At 36.3% G+C, this 20,696-nt stretch carries 22 protein-coding genes; 4 read left to right on the forward strand and 18 right to left on the reverse strand.

What is annotated here, in order from left to right:
* Positions 1-180: 180 nt before the first annotated feature.
* The 4 genes from AC3EA5_RS06500 to AC3EA5_RS06515 form a co-directional block, all read right to left on the reverse strand.
* A complete protein-coding gene (locus AC3EA5_RS06500; RefSeq protein ID WP_488607587.1) occupies positions 181-1,833 on the reverse strand; it encodes a b(o/a)3-type cytochrome-c oxidase subunit 1 in 1,653 nt (550 codons plus the stop codon).
* A gap of 2 nt (positions 1,834-1,835) precedes the next feature.
* A complete protein-coding gene (locus AC3EA5_RS06505; RefSeq protein ID WP_488607588.1) occupies positions 1,836-2,303 on the reverse strand; it encodes a cytochrome c oxidase subunit II in 468 nt (155 codons plus the stop codon).
* A 16-nt stretch (positions 2,304-2,319) separates the two neighbouring features.
* Complete coding sequence (locus AC3EA5_RS06510; RefSeq protein ID WP_394190678.1) at positions 2,320-2,451, reverse strand: cytochrome C oxidase subunit II; 132 nt, start codon at positions 2,449-2,451, stop codon at positions 2,320-2,322.
* Between the two features lie 147 nt (positions 2,452-2,598).
* A complete protein-coding gene (locus tag AC3EA5_RS06515; protein WP_488607589.1) occupies positions 2,599-3,294 on the reverse strand; it encodes a Crp/Fnr family transcriptional regulator in 696 nt (231 codons plus the stop codon).
* 156 nt (positions 3,295-3,450) lie between these two features.
* Between AC3EA5_RS06515 and rluF the strand changes: the two genes are divergently transcribed.
* Complete coding sequence (gene rluF, locus AC3EA5_RS06520; RefSeq protein ID WP_488607590.1) at positions 3,451-4,155, forward strand: 23S rRNA pseudouridine(2604) synthase RluF; 705 nt, start codon at positions 3,451-3,453, stop codon at positions 4,153-4,155.
* 29 nt (positions 4,156-4,184) lie between these two features.
* Positions 4,185-4,904 (forward strand): DUF6904 family protein, encoded by a 720-nt coding sequence (locus tag AC3EA5_RS06525; protein WP_488607591.1) that lies wholly within the window; start codon positions 4,185-4,187, stop codon positions 4,902-4,904.
* A gap of 165 nt (positions 4,905-5,069) precedes the next feature.
* On the opposite strand, the gene AC3EA5_RS06530 is transcribed toward AC3EA5_RS06525, so the two are convergent.
* From AC3EA5_RS06530 to AC3EA5_RS06555, 6 genes are all read right to left on the reverse strand, one after another.
* Positions 5,070-6,551, reverse strand: a complete 1,482-nt coding sequence (locus AC3EA5_RS06530; RefSeq protein WP_488607592.1) for a hypothetical protein — start codon at positions 6,549-6,551, stop codon at positions 5,070-5,072.
* A complete protein-coding gene (locus AC3EA5_RS06535; protein WP_488607593.1) occupies positions 6,552-7,088 on the reverse strand; it encodes a sigma-70 family RNA polymerase sigma factor in 537 nt (178 codons plus the stop codon).
* 183 nt (positions 7,089-7,271) lie between these two features.
* The gene (locus tag AC3EA5_RS06540) at positions 7,272-8,321 is read right to left on the reverse strand and encodes an ABC transporter permease subunit (protein ID WP_488607594.1); all 1,050 of its coding nucleotides are present in this window, start codon (positions 8,319-8,321) and stop codon (positions 7,272-7,274) included.
* A gap of 5 nt (positions 8,322-8,326) precedes the next feature.
* A complete protein-coding gene (locus AC3EA5_RS06545) occupies positions 8,327-9,196 on the reverse strand; it encodes an ABC transporter permease subunit (RefSeq protein ID WP_488607595.1) in 870 nt (289 codons plus the stop codon).
* A 387-nt stretch (positions 9,197-9,583) separates the two neighbouring features.
* The gene (locus tag AC3EA5_RS06550; RefSeq protein ID WP_488607596.1) at positions 9,584-9,799 is read right to left on the reverse strand and encodes an RNA polymerase sigma factor; all 216 of its coding nucleotides are present in this window, start codon (positions 9,797-9,799) and stop codon (positions 9,584-9,586) included.
* Positions 9,800-9,915: 116 nt separating this feature from the next.
* Positions 9,916-11,100 carry an MFS transporter gene (locus AC3EA5_RS06555; protein WP_488607597.1) on the reverse strand — a complete coding sequence of 395 codons (1,185 nt, stop codon included), beginning with the start codon at positions 11,098-11,100 and terminating at the stop codon, positions 9,916-9,918.
* Between the two features lie 199 nt (positions 11,101-11,299).
* Here AC3EA5_RS06555 and AC3EA5_RS06560 point away from each other — a divergent pair, with 199 nt between their 5' ends.
* Positions 11,300-11,542, forward strand: a complete 243-nt coding sequence (locus AC3EA5_RS06560; RefSeq protein ID WP_488607598.1) for a hypothetical protein — start codon at positions 11,300-11,302, stop codon at positions 11,540-11,542.
* Positions 11,543-12,043: 501 nt separating this feature from the next.
* Here the strand turns inward: AC3EA5_RS06560 and AC3EA5_RS06565 are convergent.
* From AC3EA5_RS06565 to AC3EA5_RS06595, 7 genes are all read right to left on the reverse strand, one after another.
* Positions 12,044-12,766, reverse strand: a complete 723-nt coding sequence (locus tag AC3EA5_RS06565) for an amino acid ABC transporter ATP-binding protein (protein WP_488607599.1) — start codon at positions 12,764-12,766, stop codon at positions 12,044-12,046.
* 12 nt (positions 12,767-12,778) lie between these two features.
* Positions 12,779-13,441, reverse strand: coding sequence for an amino acid ABC transporter permease (locus tag AC3EA5_RS06570; protein ID WP_488607600.1), 663 nt, complete (start codon positions 13,439-13,441; stop codon positions 12,779-12,781).
* A 24-nt stretch (positions 13,442-13,465) separates the two neighbouring features.
* The gene (locus tag AC3EA5_RS06575; RefSeq protein ID WP_488607601.1) at positions 13,466-14,290 is read right to left on the reverse strand and encodes a transporter substrate-binding domain-containing protein; all 825 of its coding nucleotides are present in this window, start codon (positions 14,288-14,290) and stop codon (positions 13,466-13,468) included.
* A 22-nt stretch (positions 14,291-14,312) separates the two neighbouring features.
* Entirely contained in the window at positions 14,313-15,185 is an 873-nt protein-coding gene (locus AC3EA5_RS06580; protein ID WP_488607602.1) for a MurR/RpiR family transcriptional regulator, read from the reverse strand.
* A 581-nt stretch (positions 15,186-15,766) separates the two neighbouring features.
* Positions 15,767-16,354, reverse strand: a complete 588-nt coding sequence (locus AC3EA5_RS06585; RefSeq protein WP_488607603.1) for a 3D domain-containing protein — start codon at positions 16,352-16,354, stop codon at positions 15,767-15,769.
* A gap of 201 nt (positions 16,355-16,555) precedes the next feature.
* Positions 16,556-17,476: an NAD(P)/FAD-dependent oxidoreductase gene (locus tag AC3EA5_RS06590; protein ID WP_488607604.1), complete on the reverse strand. Its 921-nt coding sequence runs from the start codon at positions 17,474-17,476 to the stop codon at positions 16,556-16,558.
* A gap of 12 nt (positions 17,477-17,488) precedes the next feature.
* Positions 17,489-18,181 carry a GNAT family N-acetyltransferase gene (locus AC3EA5_RS06595; protein WP_488607605.1) on the reverse strand — a complete coding sequence of 231 codons (693 nt, stop codon included), beginning with the start codon at positions 18,179-18,181 and terminating at the stop codon, positions 17,489-17,491.
* Between the two features lie 49 nt (positions 18,182-18,230).
* On the opposite strand from AC3EA5_RS06595, the gene AC3EA5_RS06600 reads away from it, so the two are divergent.
* Positions 18,231-18,791 (forward strand): cupin domain-containing protein, encoded by a 561-nt coding sequence (locus tag AC3EA5_RS06600; protein ID WP_488607606.1) that lies wholly within the window; start codon positions 18,231-18,233, stop codon positions 18,789-18,791.
* A 14-nt stretch (positions 18,792-18,805) separates the two neighbouring features.
* Here the strand turns inward: AC3EA5_RS06600 and AC3EA5_RS06605 are convergent, their stop codons facing one another.
* Positions 18,806-20,509, reverse strand: a complete 1,704-nt coding sequence (locus AC3EA5_RS06605) for a methyl-accepting chemotaxis protein (RefSeq protein WP_488607607.1) — start codon at positions 20,507-20,509, stop codon at positions 18,806-18,808.
* Between the last annotated feature and the right edge of the window lie 187 nt (positions 20,510-20,696).

The raw sequence follows: 20,696 nt of genomic DNA on the forward strand, positions 1-20,696 counted from the left end.
CGAAAATTAACTTTTACAACATAAAAAATGAACTGCCCTTCGTCATGTTTCATGACTTTCAGGACAGTCCCTTTTCTATTTCGATCAATCTTCTAATGTGTTTAATTCAACAATCATGCCGACTAATAAGATGAATACGATGAAAAATGAGATTAACATTAAGACCATTTCACTCAACTCCTACCAAGTTTTGAATCCTTCTGATCCAGGAGGTGCATGGTGAATCATGCCGTATAACGGGATGGCATAAGCAATGATGATTAATGCAAATGCGATACCAATCCAAATCCACCAGTTTTCCAAGAATTTTGGTGTATGTTCTTTGTCACTATCAGCCATTGGGAATTCTACGAAATCCGCTTCGAGTTCAGCTTTTGGTGATAAGAACATCGTCATCACAACAATGTAAATCAATAACATAGCCGATAAGAACAAAATACTTCCGCCGACAGCCATTGTTACGTGATTTGTTAAAATGCCGTCAAACCATTCTAAAGCGGAAGGATGGTTGTTATAACCAGTGTAAGCAGTTCTTCTAGGTGCGCCAAGTAGTCCTAAAATATGTTGAGATGTAGACATTAATAACATACCAATTGTCCATGTGATGATTTGAATAAAACCTAGTTTCTGCATAACTTTCGAGAATTTACGACCAGTTAAGTATGGAACTAACCAGAAAGTAAGACCCATAAATGTCATCGCAACAGGTGTTCCAACTGTAATGTGGAAATGTCCGACAATCCACATCGTGTTATGAACGACTTCGTTTAATTGGAAACTTGCATTGATAATCCCTCCCGCTCCACCAGGAATGAAGAAGGCCATAGCGACAAATATAGAAGTAAAACGAACATCTTTCCAAGGTAACTTTGTAAACCAACCAAACAATCCTTGACCACCATTTTTACGTCCAGCTCTTTCAAATGTGCCAAACATAGAAAATGCTGTTAAAAGTGATGGAATGATAACCATAAACGTTAGTACGACTTGCAAGAACTTCCAGAAATTCGAGATACCTGGTTCTGTTAACTGGTGATGGAATCCAACCGGTATTGAGAACAAGATAAATAACACAAATGCTAAACGTGCTAATGAATCACTAAATACTTTAACGCCAAGTAATTTTGGAACAATCACATACCAAGCCATATATGCAGGTAGCAACCAGAAGTAAACTAGGGGGTGACCAAAATACCAAAACAATGAACGACTTAACTCAACGTTAATTGTATCGACCCAACCGAATGCCCAAGGAATGTATTGGAATAAAACCGTAGCTACTACCCCTAAACATGCGATAATCCACATAATAATTGTTGTGATGGTCATGAAAGCAAATAGTGGACTCAATTCACCTTTATGAGCTTTGCGCCAAACCACATAATGTCCGACTAATGCGAAGCTGCTTATCCATGTTCCGACAATAACCAATGCAAGACCGACATAGTACCATCCGCTCGCTTTAAGTGGTGCATAGAAAGTATAGAGCACAGAAGCTTCACCAGAAATGATCATGACTGTCGCCATCACCGTTCCGATTGTCGTAACCCAGAATCCGATCCAAGAATAAAGAAGAACTTTAGGTCCGAAACTTCCTAAGCTTTTACTCATTCCTGTAACAAAGAATCCAAAAATAAAGTATGTCGTAAAAATAAGGGCAAGTAGAACACCATGTGCCGTTAAAATTTGATAATAATCTAACCAACTTGGTAATTGCAGGGCATCATTTCGAATGAAAACCTGTAATAATCCGCATAATGTTCCGATAAGGAACGCGATATAAGCAACGCCGATATTCCATAGTGCTAATTTGCGATCTTGTGCAGCAATCATGATCAATACACCTCAATTTCTGTAGACATGAAATGATGTCCAGAACCACAGTATTCATTGCAAAGAATTAAATACTTGCCAGGTTTGTCAAACGTATATGACTTCGTTGTGATTTGACCCGGAACGACCATCATATTCACTTTCGTGTTATCTATCGTAAAACTGTGAACAACATCTATACTCGTTACTTTAAAAATAATTTCTTTTCCAGCAGGGACTTTCAATTCAGGTGCTGTGTAACTAAAAGCCATCGCTACAATCGCCACTTGATACGTATCATCATCTAATTGTGTAACTCCTGGGTTATCAAATGGTGCTGTTTCATTTACTTTTTTCGGATCAATCGTGTCCATCCCTCCTGCAGGCGTATGGCCATGAGAAAAGGCACTGATACCTACAACACTTAAGAAAACAACTAGTGATGCGATACCAAAAATCAACCATATTTTTTCAAATTTATGAAGATGCATTTTTTCCACTCCCTATTTAACGTGCTACATACATGTAATAAACGACTACCCACATGACAATGATGATTACGCCAACAGACATGACGCTTACAAATGTTCCTTTTAGATTCTCTTCCTTAGCTGGCTTCGTTTTCTTCAAATTCCTCACCTCGAAATTCATTCTTCCATTATGTTATGTTCAGCCTAATTGATTGAGAGGTAAATCATTGTGACTTTTATCACACTCAAGCCGGTTTTCATTCAAGTGTCAATAAATAGACAAAAAAAAGCGATTCACCTCGAAGGCAATCGCTTGTTAATCAATTTTACAAAACGCTATTGGGCAATCTTCACATAGAATTTCATCTTTTAAATACTGGAGATCATGAATATAAATTTTCCCATTCACCATGGATACTTTACTTAGTTTTTTCAACTCGTTTAATAACCGATTCACCACTTCTCTCGTCATTCCACAGAAGTTAGCCAGATCTTGGTTCGTCAACACCATATCAATTAAAATACCATGTTCATCTTTCTCGCCATAACTATTCGTGAGACGGATTAAGGTTGAATAGAGCGCACCCTTTTTCCCATGTAAAAGTAAGTCCCTAAATTTAGTCTGGGTTTTTTGATGGTTCACACCCATCCATTTCATAAAGGCAACTGCTAAATCCGCATTTTCAGCTAATTCCTTTTCAAGGTCATCAATGCTTACTTTGACGCACGTAACATCCTCTAATGCTTTTGCATCTAACATATATTTAGCATCTATCGAAAAGAGCGTAACTTCCCCAACCAATTGGTTTCTTCCGCAAATTCTCAAGGTCAATTCTCTACCTTCAGAAGTCACCTTACCAATTTGAACTTTCCCTTGTTGAATGAAATAAACACCTTTTATCGAATCGCCTTCTCTAAATAGATAACTATCTTTTTTATATTCTTTTACACTATGCCGAATGGAAAGTAACTCTTTTAACTCGGAAGAAATAACTCTTTTTTCTTCGCTCAAAATAAGTCCTCCTTCCTCTATTTCCCTCTTATTTTAATGGTATCATAGTCTTAATTTTAAAGGTAGGGAATTCCAACTGTCAGCTGACTCACCTAAATCATACAACTCTTCATAATAGGTTATAATGAAGGTACTAAAAAAAGCAGGTGATGATAGATGCGTATCAACAAATATTTAAGTGAAGCTGGAATCGTTTCTAGACGCGGTGCGGATAAATGGATCGAGGATGGCCGAATTACGATAAACGGCGTAAAAGCTGAACTAGGTAGCAAAGTTGAACCTGGAGATGAGGTCCGTGCAGACGGAAATCTAGTTAAACATGAAGATCCTTATGTCTATATCGTTTTAAACAAACCCGTTGGAATTACAAGTACTACGGAACGTCATATTCAAGGGAATATAGTCGACTTCGTCAATCATCCTTTGCGTATTTTTCATATTGGTCGCCTCGATAAAGATTCACATGGTCTGATTTTATTAACAAATGACGGTGACATTGTGAACGAAATTCTTCGAGCTGAAAATGAACATGAAAAAGAGTACATTGTGAAGGTGGATCAACCAATTACACAGGATTTCCTTCAAGAAATGGCAGAAGGCGTAGAAATATTAGATACCAAAACACTCCCTTGTAAGGTGGAAAAATTGTCATCTAATATCTTCAAAATCACGCTAACGCAAGGATTGAATCGTCAAATTCGTCGCATGTGTACAGCCCTCGGTTATGAGGTAAAAAGCTTGCAACGTATCCGTATTATGAACATCTCAATTGATAACTTACAAATTGGACAATGGCGCGAACTTACGAAAGATGAGTTAAGCGAATTATTTTCCATGCTTAACTACACGCCAAAGAGGTAATAGAAGAGTAAGAGATGGAGGCGATTTAGATGCTATCAATTACACATACTAAAAATCTGACAGGCGCAATTGTAAGCGGAGACTATTGGGATCTCGATGAACTCAATCACGCTATCTATGCTGTGATTGGTGAAGAAGGAAAATACTATGATTTAGAGGGTTCACGAGCACGCATCCTCAAAGTATGTCATGACTTCCGCCAAGCAAGCCAAGGAGAGCGTAACATTGAATTTGTTAGGAACGGTCTTCATAAAGATTCAATGAAAGAACATGATTTGGTCGCTCCAGAAAAAAATGTGTATTTTACGGTTCAAATATTATGGCCAGAACTCATTTTTGCAGCGATTGCTTTGAACGATTTCATTAAGCTTTACCAAAAGAATCATTCTTTCCCATTACTCGACGCTCACGTAACAACAATTCGCAAGTTCCAATCAGCGGTTGGTGCATCCTTAAGTGAAACTCTTGATGAAGAAGAATTTCAGAATTTCATGAAATTGCTAAACAATCAAGAAACGAATGTGCATAAGTACGCCATTCAATTTGTCGACGTGTTAAATTTAAACTACATTAAAATGACGAAAGAACAACGTGAAGAAAGTTTAGGAAAGTATGCATTAAAACTCGCTGTACAGGATCATGAGTATGTAGTTTTTCGAAATCAAGTCATTAAATCTGCAAACGTTACAAAGAGTACAATTCACGACCTCGCGCTAACAGCGGAATACCCAGAAGACATTGAATGGTAAAAGAGTGCATTTCTGCACTCTTTTTTCTTTGTTCGAGTAATTTCTATTTCTTTGGAGCTTCAATAAATTATGGTGTTAATTGTTTCATCAACAATCCATCTTCAGTAAGCACTTGAAACTCCAAATCTCTAAGTGACAGCGAAAAGACAGGTGTCATTAATAATTTCACAGAAATTCATTAATTCTTATCTCAGACTCATAAAACTCAATAAAAAGCTGACTAGAACTCAAACTACCGTCTTTTTGTTTAAACTTTAGATTAACTTCTGTAACAGGTTCTCCTTCGCTATTAATAATACTCTCAATAGAAAATGAACTATAATCAATATTTTGGTACATTTCAATAAGCGTTTCTATGTCAGTATCCGTAACTGAATTCTGTGCATACTTTTTAACTTCATTTAAATCTTTATTCTTAAGCCCTTCTAAATACAAAATAAATATGCCCGCTGCTGCTTCATCATCAATTATTTTCCCATCTAGAAGAGTTTGATACATATTCTTGTAATAGGAGTGTTTGGCTACTAAAGATTTAACTTCAAACTCATTTGGATTAGGATAACCTATTGCTTTTAATTCATCTGGCGTCATCTTTTCTAACTCTTCCAGAGAATAAAAATTAGGGCTATCAGCATTTAAATCACCAGTATCGAGTGATTCACCATATCGATTCATTGGTTCGTAAGTAAATTCTAACCATTCACACCAATCGTTAAAACTTTCTTCAAATGTAAAGTAGACTGCATTTACTTTTGGATATTTAAAAACTATATCACTTAAAGGGGCGAGGAATAACCCTTTTTCATTTGAAGTCAAGCTTCCAAAATCACTACGGAAGTCTTTAAATTCAATTACAACAATTCCCTCTTCATTGATCGACACACCATTTACCGAATTCTTCAAAACCTCAGTATTTCGAAAACTCAATTCTTTATAACCATCTTGCATAAGATTGTTCAAATCGTTTTCTAGTTCAGGAAATGCTTGACCATGTGTATTTAAATCAAAAACATATTGTCTGAACATAGGCTCAATAATTCCTATCCACTCCTGCCAAGCAGTAAGATTACCATCAAAGCTAAATTGAGCAGATTTAACTTCCGAGTATTTAAAAATAACGTCATAAAGTGTCCCTAAAAATGCAGTTTTTAATTCTGAAGAAGGACTAGGAACTTTACTTCTAAAATCTTTAAATTCTACTAGTACCATGCCTTTTTCATCAATGGAAACACCATTAATAGAATCATTCATTGACTCTAAAATTCCTAATTCTAAATTTGGACTTAACATAATTTTTCTTAAATCATCCTCTAATTTTTGAAATTGTTCCCCGTGGCTACTCAATTCCATTACAAGGTGACTAGGATCTACAGGTTCTACTACTACATGCTTTTCTACTATTTCATTATTCGCTTTATTTGCAGTAGTAAGTTCGTCATTTTGTCCAATAGAGAAGAAAACAAAAATGACTGCCCCAATACTAAGAAATAACAAAGTAAATGTAGGCAATAACCTATTTATTAGAGAGATTCGTTGAGGCTTTCTCTTATGTGCATTGGATAGAACTCGATTTCTAAATTGGTTGGTAAACAATTTTTCTTTCCCGATGTAATGTTCAATACTTTCTTTGATTTTTTTCTCATCCATTTATAGTTCTCCTCTCTTTTCAAGATGGACTTTTAATTGTTCACGAGCCCTGCGTAGTCTTGTTTTAATGGTATTACTCGAACAAGCTAAAATTGTTGCAACTTCTTCAATACTTAGCTCTTTATAATAGTAAAGAACAATCACTTCTCGATATTTGAGATCTAAAGACAAGACCTCTTTCCCTATCGTGTGTCGATCATCGTTTGTAATAACTTCACCTTCAGTAGTATTTCCACTTTGAAAAAATGAACTAAGTTTATCTGAAATTCTTACATTTTTATAAGACCAACTTCTTAAATAATCGTAACAACGATTTATCGTCATACGGTATAAGTAGGTTCTATAAGTTGAATGACCTTTAAAGGCTTCTCTTTTCTCGTATGCTCGTAAAAAGACATCTTGTATAATATCTTCGGCTGCTTGCTTATTTTTCACATAGGTATATGCCAATCTCATGAGTTCTTCACCATATTGGTCAACTAAGTCCTCAAAAAAGAAATGATTATTAAACTCTGAACTCTCACTACTCGATAACATCCATTTTTCAACCTCCTGTAAAACGTTGAACATTAGACGGAGCACTTCAGTTCAAGGTTTCAAGTTTTATAGAAAAAATAAAACGCTAACGATTGTTAGCGTTTTTATCTTTAATGCTGTGGTTTTAAGCATTTGTATAAGTTAAATATAAATTTTTCTTGCATTTAGAGTGTGAAAATAAATTCATTTCGAGTAATTTCTTATTCTTTCAAATGGAGCTAAGTTTTCTGGTAATAGAAGGTCTTCCTTTTTTAAAGGTGTTTCTCTTAAATTATCCATCAAAGCTAGTTCCACCTTTAAGCCTTCCATCATGCCTTTAGCAGATAGAATCAGAATGGTAATAAACAAAATTGGGATGAAGGAAATCCAGGGATAAGTTGTCCAAAGGAATTCCCACCACATGCCTAGCAATCCTGCCCATTCGTTTGATAAAGACACCTTTTGTGTTTGGCCAAATAAATCGTCTCGGAAATAATACCCACCTATAAATAATCCCAGTACAGCCAAATGCGACATCAAAATGAGCGACTGAATAAAATCTCGAATAAAAATAATCGCTATTTGAGGGACTAAGAAGGGCTTAATATGTTTCGATACGATTCTCCAGTTAGTAGCACCTAAAACTCTAGAACACTCAATGAATTCTTTGTTCATGATTATCTTCACTTCATTTGCGATTAATACCGAATTTGTTGGAACAAAAAGTGAGGCTAATATAATGATAAATAATACAACACGATGCCAATAAGGGAGTGGCTGTGCTCCTTCAACCAGTGCCCCATCAACTAAGATCATGCTGACATCTTGTATGAGAATCACATTTAAGAGAAGATAGGCAAGCAAGGTCATTGGAAAATAATTTAATGAGTCAACCATAGATTTGATGGGTCTCTCGAGTTTATTAAAATAAAAATGAAGAATTAAACCGAAAATGATCGAAGGAAAAACTCGTAAGAATGTAATGATTAATGCAGCTGCAATTGTATATTTGGTTCCAACAATCATCACAATTAACAAATCCCGTCCAAATCTATCTGTTCCAAATGGGGGAAATATTTTAAGACTATATGGTGCAGGTAAAGGCTTTCCGTCAGCCGCAAAAAGTAACGAAGTTGTAGGAATATGATCCTTAAAAACGATAAAGTAAAAAATACTAACAAGGAATAAGCCATTAATTATGACAAAGCCGGTTAGAAATAATTTATTTAATAGAAGTTTTTTCATTAAATTCATCTAACTCACCACTCCAATCTTTTGCCGGTCTGTTTTTCTATTAAGTTCGTGATTATGGCATATAATACGAAAACAGGCACAAAGAACATGATTAATGTAAAGGCAATCACATTTGGATTGGGATAAGTAATGACGAATGTAAAGATTCCATAAATGTTGAAAAGTTTTTCGAAAATCACCATTGAAGATAATAAATACAAAACAATCATTTTACTATGACTAAATAGGCTAGGTGTTATATTTCTCAATACATGATTGAAGAAAATAAACGTTTTGTTGTGTCCTTTACTTCTAGCTAATTCCACATAAGATTTTTCCAATTCTTCATTTACTAAATGGAGATTGATGCGATAAATCATAAATGCAGGAATTAATGATAAAGCAATTATGGGTAAGAAATAAGTTTTCGTTTGAGAAGAACCGGCAACTGGGAAAAGCAAATCCCCTGTTACATTCAAATAATAAATAACAGTAAATTGGATAATCATGATTATGAATAAATCAGGTAATGATTCTAATAATGAAACAATTTTGGATATATGATTAATAAGTTTTTTGGGCAATAGAATTGTGAAATAGGTAATGAATAAACCAATAACAAAGGAAATGAAGAGTGCTGACAGAAAAATCGTAAGAGAGTATAAATAATACTCCCAAAAGTTCAGAAAAATGGAATACTCAAATTGAGTAGGACCTAAAATGATCAATCTTTCGGGGAAGATTAAAGACATCACGATATCCATTATATTTTGAATAAATACGTTCCACTCCAAATGAATACCATTAATGGTGAACATCCCTACAAATGCGCTTAATAAGATAATACCTATCACCACAAATAAAAAACGACTCAATACAGATAAAGTTGTCCTCATAAAAACCCCCATTTTCCATCGTTCAAAGAAATATGACTCATCATCCAACATTACCATATAATAACAAAAAGAAAAAACACATTTTTTTAAATGCGTTTTTACTATTTCTATAAAGTTACTGGAACCGAAAGTCATTATGGAACATTACTTGATATTGGGGATAAGCTATTAATAATTTTTCATGAGAGAATAGTTTTTTCGTGTAATTCCCCACAAATAAGGATTGTGTATAAATATACTCACTACCTTTTCAGAAATACAGCATTTCAATCAGTTGAATTAAATCTTAGATGAGGAGAGAATTTAGCAATTTAGATATGAGGTATTTGAGGGGTTAAGAAGTTTTTGACATCGAAAATAAACTGAGTTGAGATTTACAACACTCAATCAGCAGGGTTGAAAGTTTTCTTCTATTATTAAAGTTTTTGGATGGTTCCATAATTCTTGAAATACTTGAGTAATGACCTGCTCACAGATGCCTGGTTCCGTATTTGTTTTAGATACAATATTCCATAGTAGTTTCTCATAGCGGTTATAGATATCTTCTAAAGACTGACGGTCTTGATTACAAAGACGGATGATTAATTGTTCATCTGTGGTCACACGATCACACTCCTTCTAATAATTTGTACCCATATATCTCGAAGGCAAACTGTTCGATGTGCTAAATGATTTTTTCGGTATTAAAAAGCACTTGGATTTCTCCAAGTGCTTCACTATTACTCAACTAGTTCATATGTGAGAGATTTTCTCTTCAACAATGCAAAAACTCCAGCTCCTATGGAGATGAATGCTGATAGATAGAAAGTAACTTCAATGCCTTGGTATTCGGCTAACCAACCAAAAAGAAATGTAGCAATACCGAAAGCACCTGTAGTTAATACGGTTTGAACAGAAAAAACATGACCGAGTTCATCAATTTCCGTTTGAGTCTGCAACACCATCAACTGGGCAAGCATTTGTAACTGTCCAACCACTCCCAGAAGTAAGGATAAAATCAATGCGACCACCGCAAATACGGGATAGATAAACCATATCGTTAGTACTCCTGTTACAAGACATCCAATTAGAATGAGCCAATGAGCGGACACTCGAGAGAGCTTAGCGAAAAAATAACCACCAATGATAAAACCCCCTGAGTAAAACGCATTAATATATCCCCACCAGGCTTCACTTTTGCCTAAAACGCTGTCGACATAAACATATAAAATAGAAGAAATCCACACCGCTCCCGCAAAAGCGACTACCGTATCAAGAATGAGAATATGGCGAATGGATTTGTTTGAGAAACTATATGTCCATCCTCCAGACAATTGTTCCCGAGTGGAATGAACAGCTTTCTTTACCTGTTGAATTGGTTTTATTCCAAAAGTTAAGATCCACCCGATTAAATAGAGAAGAATTGTTATGACAATAAGCGGACCTCCGCCATAATAAGTGACAAAAAACGCTCCAAGTGGCCAACTCACCAAATTAACCGTGTTATCTGAAATTGCCACTAGGCTATTGGCGTTAGGTAACTCGACTTTCCCAACAAATTCAGGAAGCATAGCTTGACGAACAGGAGCTGCCCATCCATCAAGAAAGGCGATGATACTAACTAAGAGTAAAATCCATAACAAAGCTTCGTCTTTCAATAAAAAGACAGCACTTAACACCACGATTTTCCCCATCATTGAAGCATGCAATATACGATGTAAAGCAAATCGATGCAATAATAGAGGTGTTAAAAAACTACCGATTAACCGAGAGAAGGTAATCGTTAACGGAATATACGTTAAAGCTAAAATAGAGCCAGTTGATGCATATACAACTTGAATTAACCCCACGATATATAAGACATCACCCGAGTTAGCGAGTATTTGACTCGCCCATAAAAATAAAAAAGAACGACGATCATTCATGTAGATCACTCCCTAAATCTATTCAATTTTCATTTAGAAAGAAAAAATTCTACACTCGTCGCAACCTTTCCCCAGTAATAGGCATAATGTTTTCATTATAAGCCACATCAAATTCACCTTCAATAAATGATTTGACCGCCGTTTCCAAATCTTCTTATCTCGCATTTATTAAGAGAGATAGATTGGAGGTGAAATCTTTATGTATCGACCTATGAATCAGTCACACCATTGCAGACAACATGGAGTTCAACCGATTGTTTGCCCACCTTTGTGTCGCTATACAGATTCTTTTGTACAACGGGAGGTTCCTTATATCCAACCTCTGATTAATGTAAATCGTCAACATATTGTTGATGTTCCTAGAACTTACTACGAACAAATCAATCAAACTGTTATCGTTCCTCCAAACCAAATGCGTCCAAGTCGTTTCCGTCGTTATTAAAAACCCCCTATATTAGAAAGAAAGACATCCTCTTCCACATTTGTTGTGAAAGAGGATGTCTTTATCTTAACAATGGATAATTTGGCGATTCTCTTGAATAATATGGCTTTTCAAATGAATAATATGGCGTTACAGTTTGATAATTTAGCGCAACAGTCCAGCAATATGGCGTTACTCATTGATTTATTGGCGTTAGACGAAATTTTGTGATTTTTAAGTGGCAGAAGATGCGGAATCTATAAATTTTTTTTAAAAAAGCTGGGACATAAGTAGAAATTTCTTTAAATGAGGCAAAAATCTATATTAAGAAATTGAAACTTTATGAATTGATTGAAGTGGAGGGGCGACTCCTGGGGGAACAGCACGAGGGAGAGACTACAGGCTAGAGCCGTGCCCCCGGAAAGCGTCCCCGCAATGGAAATCAATTTAGCATATGCAAAAAAACATCAAAATTTCTCAGTGAGAAATTTTGATGTTTTTTGTTTTGTCCAAGCCGCTTTTTCAGTCTACCAATTGAATAAATTGTTTCGTACGATCATGACTTGGATTCTCAAAGAATGTCGCCGGATCAGCTGATTCAATGATACGTCCTTCGTCTAACATGATGACACGGTCCGCTACTTCTTTTGCGAACTTCATTTCATGTGTCACAACAACCATTGTCATACCTTCTTGTGCTAATTGTTGCATAACAGCTAGAACTTCCCCAACCAATTCAGGATCGAGTGCAGAAGTTGGTTCATCAAACAATAACACTTTAGGTTCCATTGCTAGGGAACGAGCAATCGCAACACGTTGCTTTTGTCCACCTGACAATTTACTTGGATAGACATCCGCTTTATCAGAAAGACCTACTTTTTCAAGTAGTTGTTTTCCTAATACAATCGCATCCGCCTTCTTCATTTTTTTCACAATAATCGGTGCTTCAATGACATTTTCCAATACCGTCATATGCGGAAACAAGTTAAAGTGTTGGAACACCATGCCTACTTCAGCACGAATTTCTGAAAGCTTATGTTTCTTAGGATCGATTACTTGACCATCAATTTCAATCGTCCCCTTATTGATATGCTCCAAGAAATTGAAACATCTTAAAAGTGTACTTTTACCTGAACCACTGACACCGACAAGAACAACCACTTCAGAAGGAGCGACTTCGAGATCAATGCCTTTTAATACTTCTAAATCGCCGAACGATTTATGAATATTTGATCCTTTTAACATGAGCGTCCCTCCCTATTTGTCAACATTCAATTTATTTTCATACAGTTTCAATAGATACGTGAAGATCATAACAAGCACTAAATAATATGCCCCAACCACTAAATACGTTTCGAGTGACTGCCAATTTTGTGCTGCTTCTCTATTAGCCATCGCAAACAATTCAGGAACACTTATAATATAGACAAGTGAAGAGTCTTTTAGCGTGATAATGAATTGATTGCCAAGTGGTGGAATTGACCGTTTTAAAGCTTGCGGGAATACAATTCGACGCATACTTTGCGAACGAGTCATCCCAAGTGAACTACTCGCTTCACGTTGACCTTTATCAATACCTTGAATGGCACCACGGAAAATTTCCGCAATATAGGCACCATTATGAATACCTAAAGCAATCGCACCTGCCCAAAATCCAGACAGAACGACTAAAGAAGTAATACCGAAATATAAAAACATAATTTGAACAATTAACGGCGTTCCTCGAATAATCGTAATATAGAAATTAGCAATTCCTTGTAATATTTTAGAGCGTGAAATTTTCATTAAAGCGAAAACCAAGCCCAGAACGGTTCCTAAAACCAGTGCCACTGCAGTAATCTGCAAAGTGATCAAAGTTGCTTTTAGGAAACCTGGATAAGTCTGTAAAAATACCTCAAAAACCGTTTTCAATAATTCCATAGCGTACTCCTTTCCTGAATGTGATTAGTTCAGAATTTCGATTCCTTCTAAATCAACATCAAGAAGATTACGTTCAAACCATTTGTTTGAAATTTCATCGTATGTGCCATCTTCAACAATTTCTTGAATCGCTTTATTAATCTCTTCTAGTAATTTTTCGTCTTCTTTACGCACAGCTACAGCCGCTTGCTCAATCCAAAGTGGATCTCCGACTTCTTTGATTTTCATTCCGTTTGCAATGGCTTCAAAACCAACAACGTCAGCCGTAATAACTGCATCTAAGCGTCCTTCAACTGTTAAATCTTTTAATGCCACAACATCTGAATTGTAGTATTTAATATCATCTGTATATTCTTGAGCAGCTGTGTCATACGTACTTTGTGCCACTACCCCAATTGTTTTGCCTTCTAAATCATCAGCTGATGCAATATCGCTACCTTCTGGAGCAAAAATCATTCCACCTGAATAGTAGTAAGGATCTGAGAAGTTTACGCGTTCAGAACGTTCCGCTGTAATCGCCATCGATCCAATAATGACATCGAATTTATTACCAAGTAGTGATTGTGTAATCGTTTCCCATGGAGTTGTTACTGGGTTTGGCTCTAATCCCATTTTTTCTGCAATAGCAGCTCCAATTTCTACATCAAAACCAGTTAATTCACCAGCTTCTGTAAAGTTAAACGGCTTGTAAAGACCACTTGAAGCATACGTCAATTTACCGTCTTCTAATAAGTTCATGTCAGATCCTGAACCTGATGATGTACCTTTCGTTTCTTCGTCACTACCACACCCTGTAATTAGCATAGCTGTTGCTGCAATTGCTGTTAAAAATGATAATTTTTTCTTCAAAATAATCTCCCCTTTTGTGTGTTTAGTCATCAATTGGTTTATTGGATTCGGCTGAATAAAAAATACCTTTTCTGTCGTACATACTATCTATACGTGCAAGATTCACTTTCACTTTTTCATGCTCTTTCACATAAATGAAGCGCATTATGGAGGTTAATAAAGCATGAACCGCAGTATAGGAGTCTATGCTTAAATTGGTAGAGACCGGAACAAACAGAACTTCATCTGCAAAATGTGTTACAGGTGAATCTGATGATTCGGTAATGACAATAATCGTTGTGCCTTGTTCTTTGGCTGTTCGCAAGGTGTTCATAACGTTTTTCGTATATCGCGGAAATGCAAAAGCAATGAGTACATCCTCAGAAGTCATTTTAGACAGCTGGTGATAATACTGAACATCTCCTTGCATTAATAATTCCGTGCTATCGAGTACCATGTTCATCCAATGCGTAAAGGAATGTGCGAGACCGTAATCGAAAAAATTGCTTGTCACATATATCTTCTTAGCTGAGCCTATTAAATCTACAACTTGAAGAAGTTGCTCTTCTTGGAGTGATTCTTTTAAATTTGTAATGCTCTTTATATCTGCATCAAGCAAATTTTTCAAAATTGAAGGAGAAGAGTAAATCGTGGTTTCCTCATTTTCGACTTGTTCAATTCGTTGTTCAGCAAGTTTTTGTTGTACAACATGCTGAAACTCCGCATAACCCTTAAAGCCAAGTTTTTGTGCCCAACGTATTACTGTAGATTCACTAACCTCTACTTTTTTACCGACTTCTAAAGCTGAAGAAAAAGCGAGCACAATTTGATTGTCTTTGAACAAATCGGCTATTCTCTTTTGCCCTGCTGAAAATTCCTTATAGGAACTTTCTATTTTATGCAGTAAATCCTTCATGACTATTCCCCCGAAAACAATAATTTAAACCTACCAATGTAATAATTGTATCATTATGCAGGTTTTCCTGCAATTAAGATGTCACACGTTTGTAATATATGGATATTTGGTGACTAACGGTCTCACATTTGTTGCTTTATCCTGGTTTTGCTTAATATGGCGCAACCCCTGAATAATATGGCGTTGGGTGCGATGAATATGGCGTTTCAAACCGATAATATGGCGCAACTATCTAGTAATATGGCGGTAGCCAGTGATTTTTTGGCGTTAGACCTAATTTTGATGCTTCTGCAGGGGCAGAAGCTTCCTTCTTGAATCGCCATGGATCTTACTTAATTTGGCGATACCCATGAATAATATGGCGTCGGGTACTTAGAATTTGGCGTTTCAAACAGATAATATGGCGCAACTACTCAATAATTTGGCGTTAGCCAGTGATTTTTTGGCGTTAAATCTTATTTGATGCTGTTGCCGACGCAGAAGCTTCCTGCTTTTTTTTCACACAAATATGGCAGAACAACGATTTCTAGCCAACAAAAAAGCCTGCCCGCCTTATCGGCAAGCAAGCTTTAATCATGATTTTATTTGAATACTTTAATTTTCACAGTTTTGCGTCCCCATTTAAGTGCAGCTGACTTAGTTGGGATGAAGACGTCGATTTTGTTTCCTTTGATAGCTCCGCCAGTATCACCAGCAATTGCATATCCGTAACCTTCAACATATACTTTTGAACCTAACGGAATGACACGTGGATCGACCGCGATTACTTTTAAGCCTGGATTTTTCTTCAAATTAATTCCTGTTGAAGTAATTCCTGAACAACCATTGCAACCAGCTGTATAAGCAGATGCTGAAACTGTAATTTCTTTTAAGACTGTATCGTTATCAGAACGTGATGGTGCTTTTTTAGCAGCCTTGGCCTTTGGTTTTGCTTTTGCCTTAGCTACCGCTTTTTTTGTAACTTTTAGTTTTTGGTTCGGTTTGATTAAATTCGATTTTAAATTGTTAGCTGACTTAATTGAAGCCACTGAGATATTGTATTGTCTTGCAATTTTATAAAGGGTATCCCCTTTTTTCACGGTGTGTACAGAAGACGCTGCTTCTGAATCATTGGCAAATGCGACGAGGAACATTAGTACAAAACTTAGTACGAAACTGAATTTTTTCAAGTTGTGTCTCCTTTTATTTCTCGTTGATAGAAATAAAATAACACTTAAACATTACAGTTTCATGACAGTATGACTGAAATTTGGTTACATTTTAGGTAAGTTTATATTACTAGTTGTAAATAATGGAAGAATTTTTACCAATATTCTACCTGTCATAATACCTAATTCCATCTAAATTTTTATTAAAATTAGTCGTTTTCTTTACACTTTCTCTATTGGTTTACTACCTAATATTCCATCATGAGTTAATTCCACATTAACTGCCATTGCAGCTTGAACACCACTCGCAGCCGCTATTATCAATTGGGACGGATATATTTTAGATGCTTCTCCTGCTACAAACAAATGAGGAATGTCAGTATGTCCGACTTCATCCGATTTATAGCCTCCCATATCATCTATCACAAGTCCAATCTGTTGACCAAGGTCGGATGCTTGAATCAATTCTGGGGTTATAAATCCGCCGACTCTTTCAATATGCTGTCCAGATTCTAGTTCTACGCTCGTTAATTGCCCAGCTTCGCCGTGTAATCGTTTGATTGTTTCTGTTTCAACTTGGATATTTAACGTTTGAATTTCCTTCTTTTGGGAGCGAGTTAATTCTTCTCCATTTGTAAAAATGATTAAATCTTGAGACCAGTTTTTCAAGATTCCCGCCATATGTATCGTGTAATCTACTTTACCAAACACCGCTAAAGGCTGGTCATTATATTCCCATCCATCACAATATGGGCAATTAAAAATACTCGTTCCGTAAAAGTCTTGTAGTGTTGGAATATTGGGGAACTTCTCCTTTACGCCTGTTGCTAATATGACTTTCCGGCACTCCCATTCATATCCTCTATCAGTTGTTACCTTAAATCCGTCTTTTACTGTTTCCAATTTCACTACTTGCTCAGAAACAATTTCAACAGATGGATAAGCTTTTAATTCTTGATGTGCAATTTCGCGAAATTCGGACGGTTTGATTCCTTCTCTTGTAATAAAACCGTGTGCTGCTTGCGTGACTTTATTTCGAGCATTGTTATGATCGACAACTAAAATATCTCGCCTTGCTCTGCCAAGTACTAAAGCAGCGTTCAATCCTGCTGGTCCCCCACCGATAATGATGCAATCCTTCATCCATTCTCCTCCTTAGTTAACCTTTTCCTTATAAACGACAAACCATTCGTCTTGTATACACTGTATTCCCACCCCTCGCCATCCTAAATCCAAAACGGCTTGTTGTTTTTCGATATTTTCCATGGGAATAAGCTGTTCTCTTTTAGCAAAGTCAGAATTTAGCTTCAAATCTTTAACAAATATATAACGAAGCATTCCTCCATATTTGAACTTTAAAGCAGCTATTTCTAAGCCATGTGAGAATTTATCTTTAAGGCTGGGAATATTAAATGGAGCAACAGTTGCCAAAACATATCGATAATTCTTTTCTTTGACTTCTTGCATTAATATTTGACCCATCAGTTGTTGAAGTCCCATTCCTCGAAAATGTGGATGTACGATAGAGATCTCTTGATAAATAGATTCACTTAATTGTTTATTCTTTAAACCGATGTCTAAACCTAAATGTTCATCATCCAATGGTGGTTCCAGTAAGACTCTAAACGCAATCAGCGTTTCATTTGAATAAACACCTACCACTAGACCTTTCCCCGATAAAATTACGTCTACTTCACCCTCTGATAAAGGTTGAAGAGAATCGGGCATATCGATCGAAGCTATCGTATCAACTTGTAAAGAAAATATTTCAGATTTATTTGCAAAGGACAAAGTCTTTAGTTGATAGACTTCCCCATTGTCCATCTTTCCTTCAAAAAGGATAGTCATTTTGACTCCCTCCTATTCGTTTAGCTTATTTAATCATGAGGTTGGGTAAATGTCTTCTAACATGTATTTTAAAAAGGAGTTGATGTCGATGAGTACTCTTGTGTTAAATTTCACAGATGACGGATTCATTCCCAATAACCCGACCTTGCCTGTCCTTATAATTCAAGGAGCTTTTCAAGGTAGAACCACAGACATTGAGGATACTTTTAACAAACATAATTGGAAGAACAGCTGGGTGAATGGTGTATTTCCGTACCATCATTATCACAGTAACGCTCATGAAGTTTTAGGCGTGAAAGCTGGAACTGCTCGGTTAATCATAGGTGGCGAAAATGGTGAGGAACTAACCGTTCAAACTGGAGACGTGCTTCTATTACCTGCTGGCACAGGACACAAAAAATTGGAATGCAGTGATGATTTCAAAATCGTAGGTGCTTACCCTGAAGGAACGTCTTACAATGTCAAGACCGGCGAAGAAAGCGACCGACCTCAAGTTTTGCGTGATATTGAGCAAGTCCCGCTCCCAATGACCGATCCGATTTTTGGCAATAAAGGCCCCATATTCGACTATTGGCATACAAACGAAAACCCGCGAATCAGTGAAGACTGATCGCGGGTTTATCTTTATACTTTGAATTTATTAATCATCACTTGCAAATCTTCTGCCATTTGAGAAAGAGCAGATGAAGAAGAAGCGATTTCTTCCATACTTGCTAATTGCTCTTCTGAAGCTGCGGATACATTTTGAGTACCTGCTGATACCGTTTCAGATACTTCAGCAATCACATCTACATTAGAAACGATTTGATCCGTACTCTTAGAAATTTGTTCAATCGCTACAGACACTTCTTGTATTTCATTTGCCACTTGTGAAACAGATTGCTGAATTTGTTGGAAGGACTCGCCGGCTTTATTCACTACAGTAATTCCAGTATCAACTTCCTCTGTTGCTTGGTCCATTGACTGAACTGCTTCATGTGTCTGACCTTGAATAGACGATATTAAACTAGCAATTTGTTGAGCAGATTTAGCCGATTCTTCAGCCAACTTACGAACTTCATCAGCTACTACGGCAAACCCTCTGCCTTGCTCTCCAGCACGTGCAGCTTCAATCGCTGCATTTAATGCCAATAAATTTGTTTGTGAAGCTATATTCGTAATGGATTCAATGATTTGGCCAATTTCGTTTGACTTCTCACCTAAACCTCTTACAACACCTGACAACCCATTCACTGTATTGTTAATCGATTTCATTTGTGAAATGGCTTGACCAATTGCTTCATTTCCGAGAACTGCTTTTTCAGAAGCTTCATTTGCTGTAATTTCAACTTGTCTAGCATTTGAGGCAATTTGGGTTACACCTGTAGAAACTTCTTTAACAATGACAACCGTTTCTTCAACACTTTGAATCTGTTGTGTTGAACCATTCGCCATTTCTTCCATCGTATGTGCAATCATTTCAGTTGCTTTCGTTGTTTCTTCTGAGTTCGCTGTTAACTCTTCAGAAGAAGCAGCAACTAGTTCAGAAGTGTTTGTAACTTGTTGTAAGATCGTTCTTAATGTTGATGTCATGTCATTAAATGATACGTTTAACTGTCCTACTTCGTCTTTCGAACGATAATCCCCTTGAACGGTTAAATCACCATCTCCAGCTTGCTTCATTAAAGCTTGTAATTTCTTGATTGGACTGACAATCATTCGAGAAATATACCATCCCAATATCCCAAACAACACGAGGGCTAAAAGAATGACTAAGTTTGAAATCAGGGAAGCTTGTGCCACAAATGATTTATTACTCTCACTTAATTTTTCTGAAGAGGCAATAATATTCGCCCCAATTTGGTCACCAATTTCATTCAATGCTCGACGAGTTTCCTTAATCTCTGTTGTATAAACTTCATATGCGTCTTCTTTATCGAGACTGACACCTCTGCTTTGAAGAGAGTATACTTTTACGATGTATGTATCAAATAATTCTTCAAACTGAGTGATTAGATCTTGATTGGCTTGCGTATTGGAAGCCGCTCGAAAAGATGCGATTAACTCTCTAGTATGTGCTTCTTTTTCTTGAGTACTAGTTAATAATTCTTTCGTTACACTCGAATCTTCGTTAAGTATGTATTCTAATGTGTAGGAATCTAATGATCGGTTGTTCGTTTTAATCTGATCCACATATTGCAAAGGTAACAATCGATGATCATACATATCTTCCGAATTTTGCGCCATTTGATTCATATAAAGAAAGCCAGTTGCACCTACCGCTAAAATACTAACAACTGCAATCGCCAGTAGTAACAAGATTTTTTTACCTATTTTTAAATTCTTCAAGAGTTTTATTCCATCCTTTTGATTAAATTTTCTGTAAAATTATTACTGATTTATCTAACTATTTTATTATACAGGAAATCCATTCAAATGTAATAGACATTATGTATCTAAAGTGCCAATTCATATAGTATTAATTGAATTTTTATAGGTCTTAATACTTATCAAATCGCTTGCATTACAGTAAAAA

It is taken from the genome of Paenisporosarcina sp., assembly GCF_057785155.1.

What these genes read in the sequence shown, in the direction of transcription:
- AC3EA5_RS06500 (WP_488607587.1), bottom strand. Translation starts at nt 1,833, where the DNA reads ATGATTGCTGCACAAGATCGCAAATTAGCACTATGGAATATCGGCGTT.
- AC3EA5_RS06505 (WP_488607588.1), bottom strand. Translation starts at nt 2,303, where the DNA reads ATGCATCTTCATAAATTTGAAAAAATATGGTTGATTTTTGGTATCGCA.
- rluF (WP_488607590.1), top strand. Translation starts at nt 3,451, where the DNA reads ATGCGTATCAACAAATATTTAAGTGAAGCTGGAATCGTTTCTAGACGC.
- AC3EA5_RS06525 (WP_488607591.1), top strand. Translation starts at nt 4,185, where the DNA reads ATGCTATCAATTACACATACTAAAAATCTGACAGGCGCAATTGTAAGC.
- AC3EA5_RS06530 (WP_488607592.1), bottom strand. Translation starts at nt 6,551, where the DNA reads ATGGATGAGAAAAAAATCAAAGAAAGTATTGAACATTACATCGGGAAA.
- AC3EA5_RS06535 (WP_488607593.1), bottom strand. Translation starts at nt 7,088, where the DNA reads ATGTTATCGAGTAGTGAGAGTTCAGAGTTTAATAATCATTTCTTTTTT.
- AC3EA5_RS06540 (WP_488607594.1), bottom strand. Translation starts at nt 8,321, where the DNA reads ATGAATTTAATGAAAAAACTTCTATTAAATAAATTATTTCTAACCGGC.
- AC3EA5_RS06545 (WP_488607595.1), bottom strand. Translation starts at nt 9,196, where the DNA reads ATGAGGACAACTTTATCTGTATTGAGTCGTTTTTTATTTGTGGTGATA.
- AC3EA5_RS06555 (WP_488607597.1), bottom strand. Translation starts at nt 11,100, where the DNA reads ATGAATGATCGTCGTTCTTTTTTATTTTTATGGGCGAGTCAAATACTC.
- AC3EA5_RS06560 (WP_488607598.1), top strand. Translation starts at nt 11,300, where the DNA reads ATGTATCGACCTATGAATCAGTCACACCATTGCAGACAACATGGAGTT.
- AC3EA5_RS06565 (WP_488607599.1), bottom strand. Translation starts at nt 12,766, where the DNA reads ATGTTAAAAGGATCAAATATTCATAAATCGTTCGGCGATTTAGAAGTA.
- AC3EA5_RS06570 (WP_488607600.1), bottom strand. Translation starts at nt 13,441, where the DNA reads ATGGAATTATTGAAAACGGTTTTTGAGGTATTTTTACAGACTTATCCA.
- AC3EA5_RS06580 (WP_488607602.1), bottom strand. Translation starts at nt 15,185, where the DNA reads ATGAAGGATTTACTGCATAAAATAGAAAGTTCCTATAAGGAATTTTCA.
- AC3EA5_RS06590 (WP_488607604.1), bottom strand. Translation starts at nt 17,476, where the DNA reads ATGAAGGATTGCATCATTATCGGTGGGGGACCAGCAGGATTGAACGCT.
- AC3EA5_RS06595 (WP_488607605.1), bottom strand. Translation starts at nt 18,181, where the DNA reads ATGACTATCCTTTTTGAAGGAAAGATGGACAATGGGGAAGTCTATCAA.
- AC3EA5_RS06600 (WP_488607606.1), top strand. Translation starts at nt 18,231, where the DNA reads ATGTCTTCTAACATGTATTTTAAAAAGGAGTTGATGTCGATGAGTACT.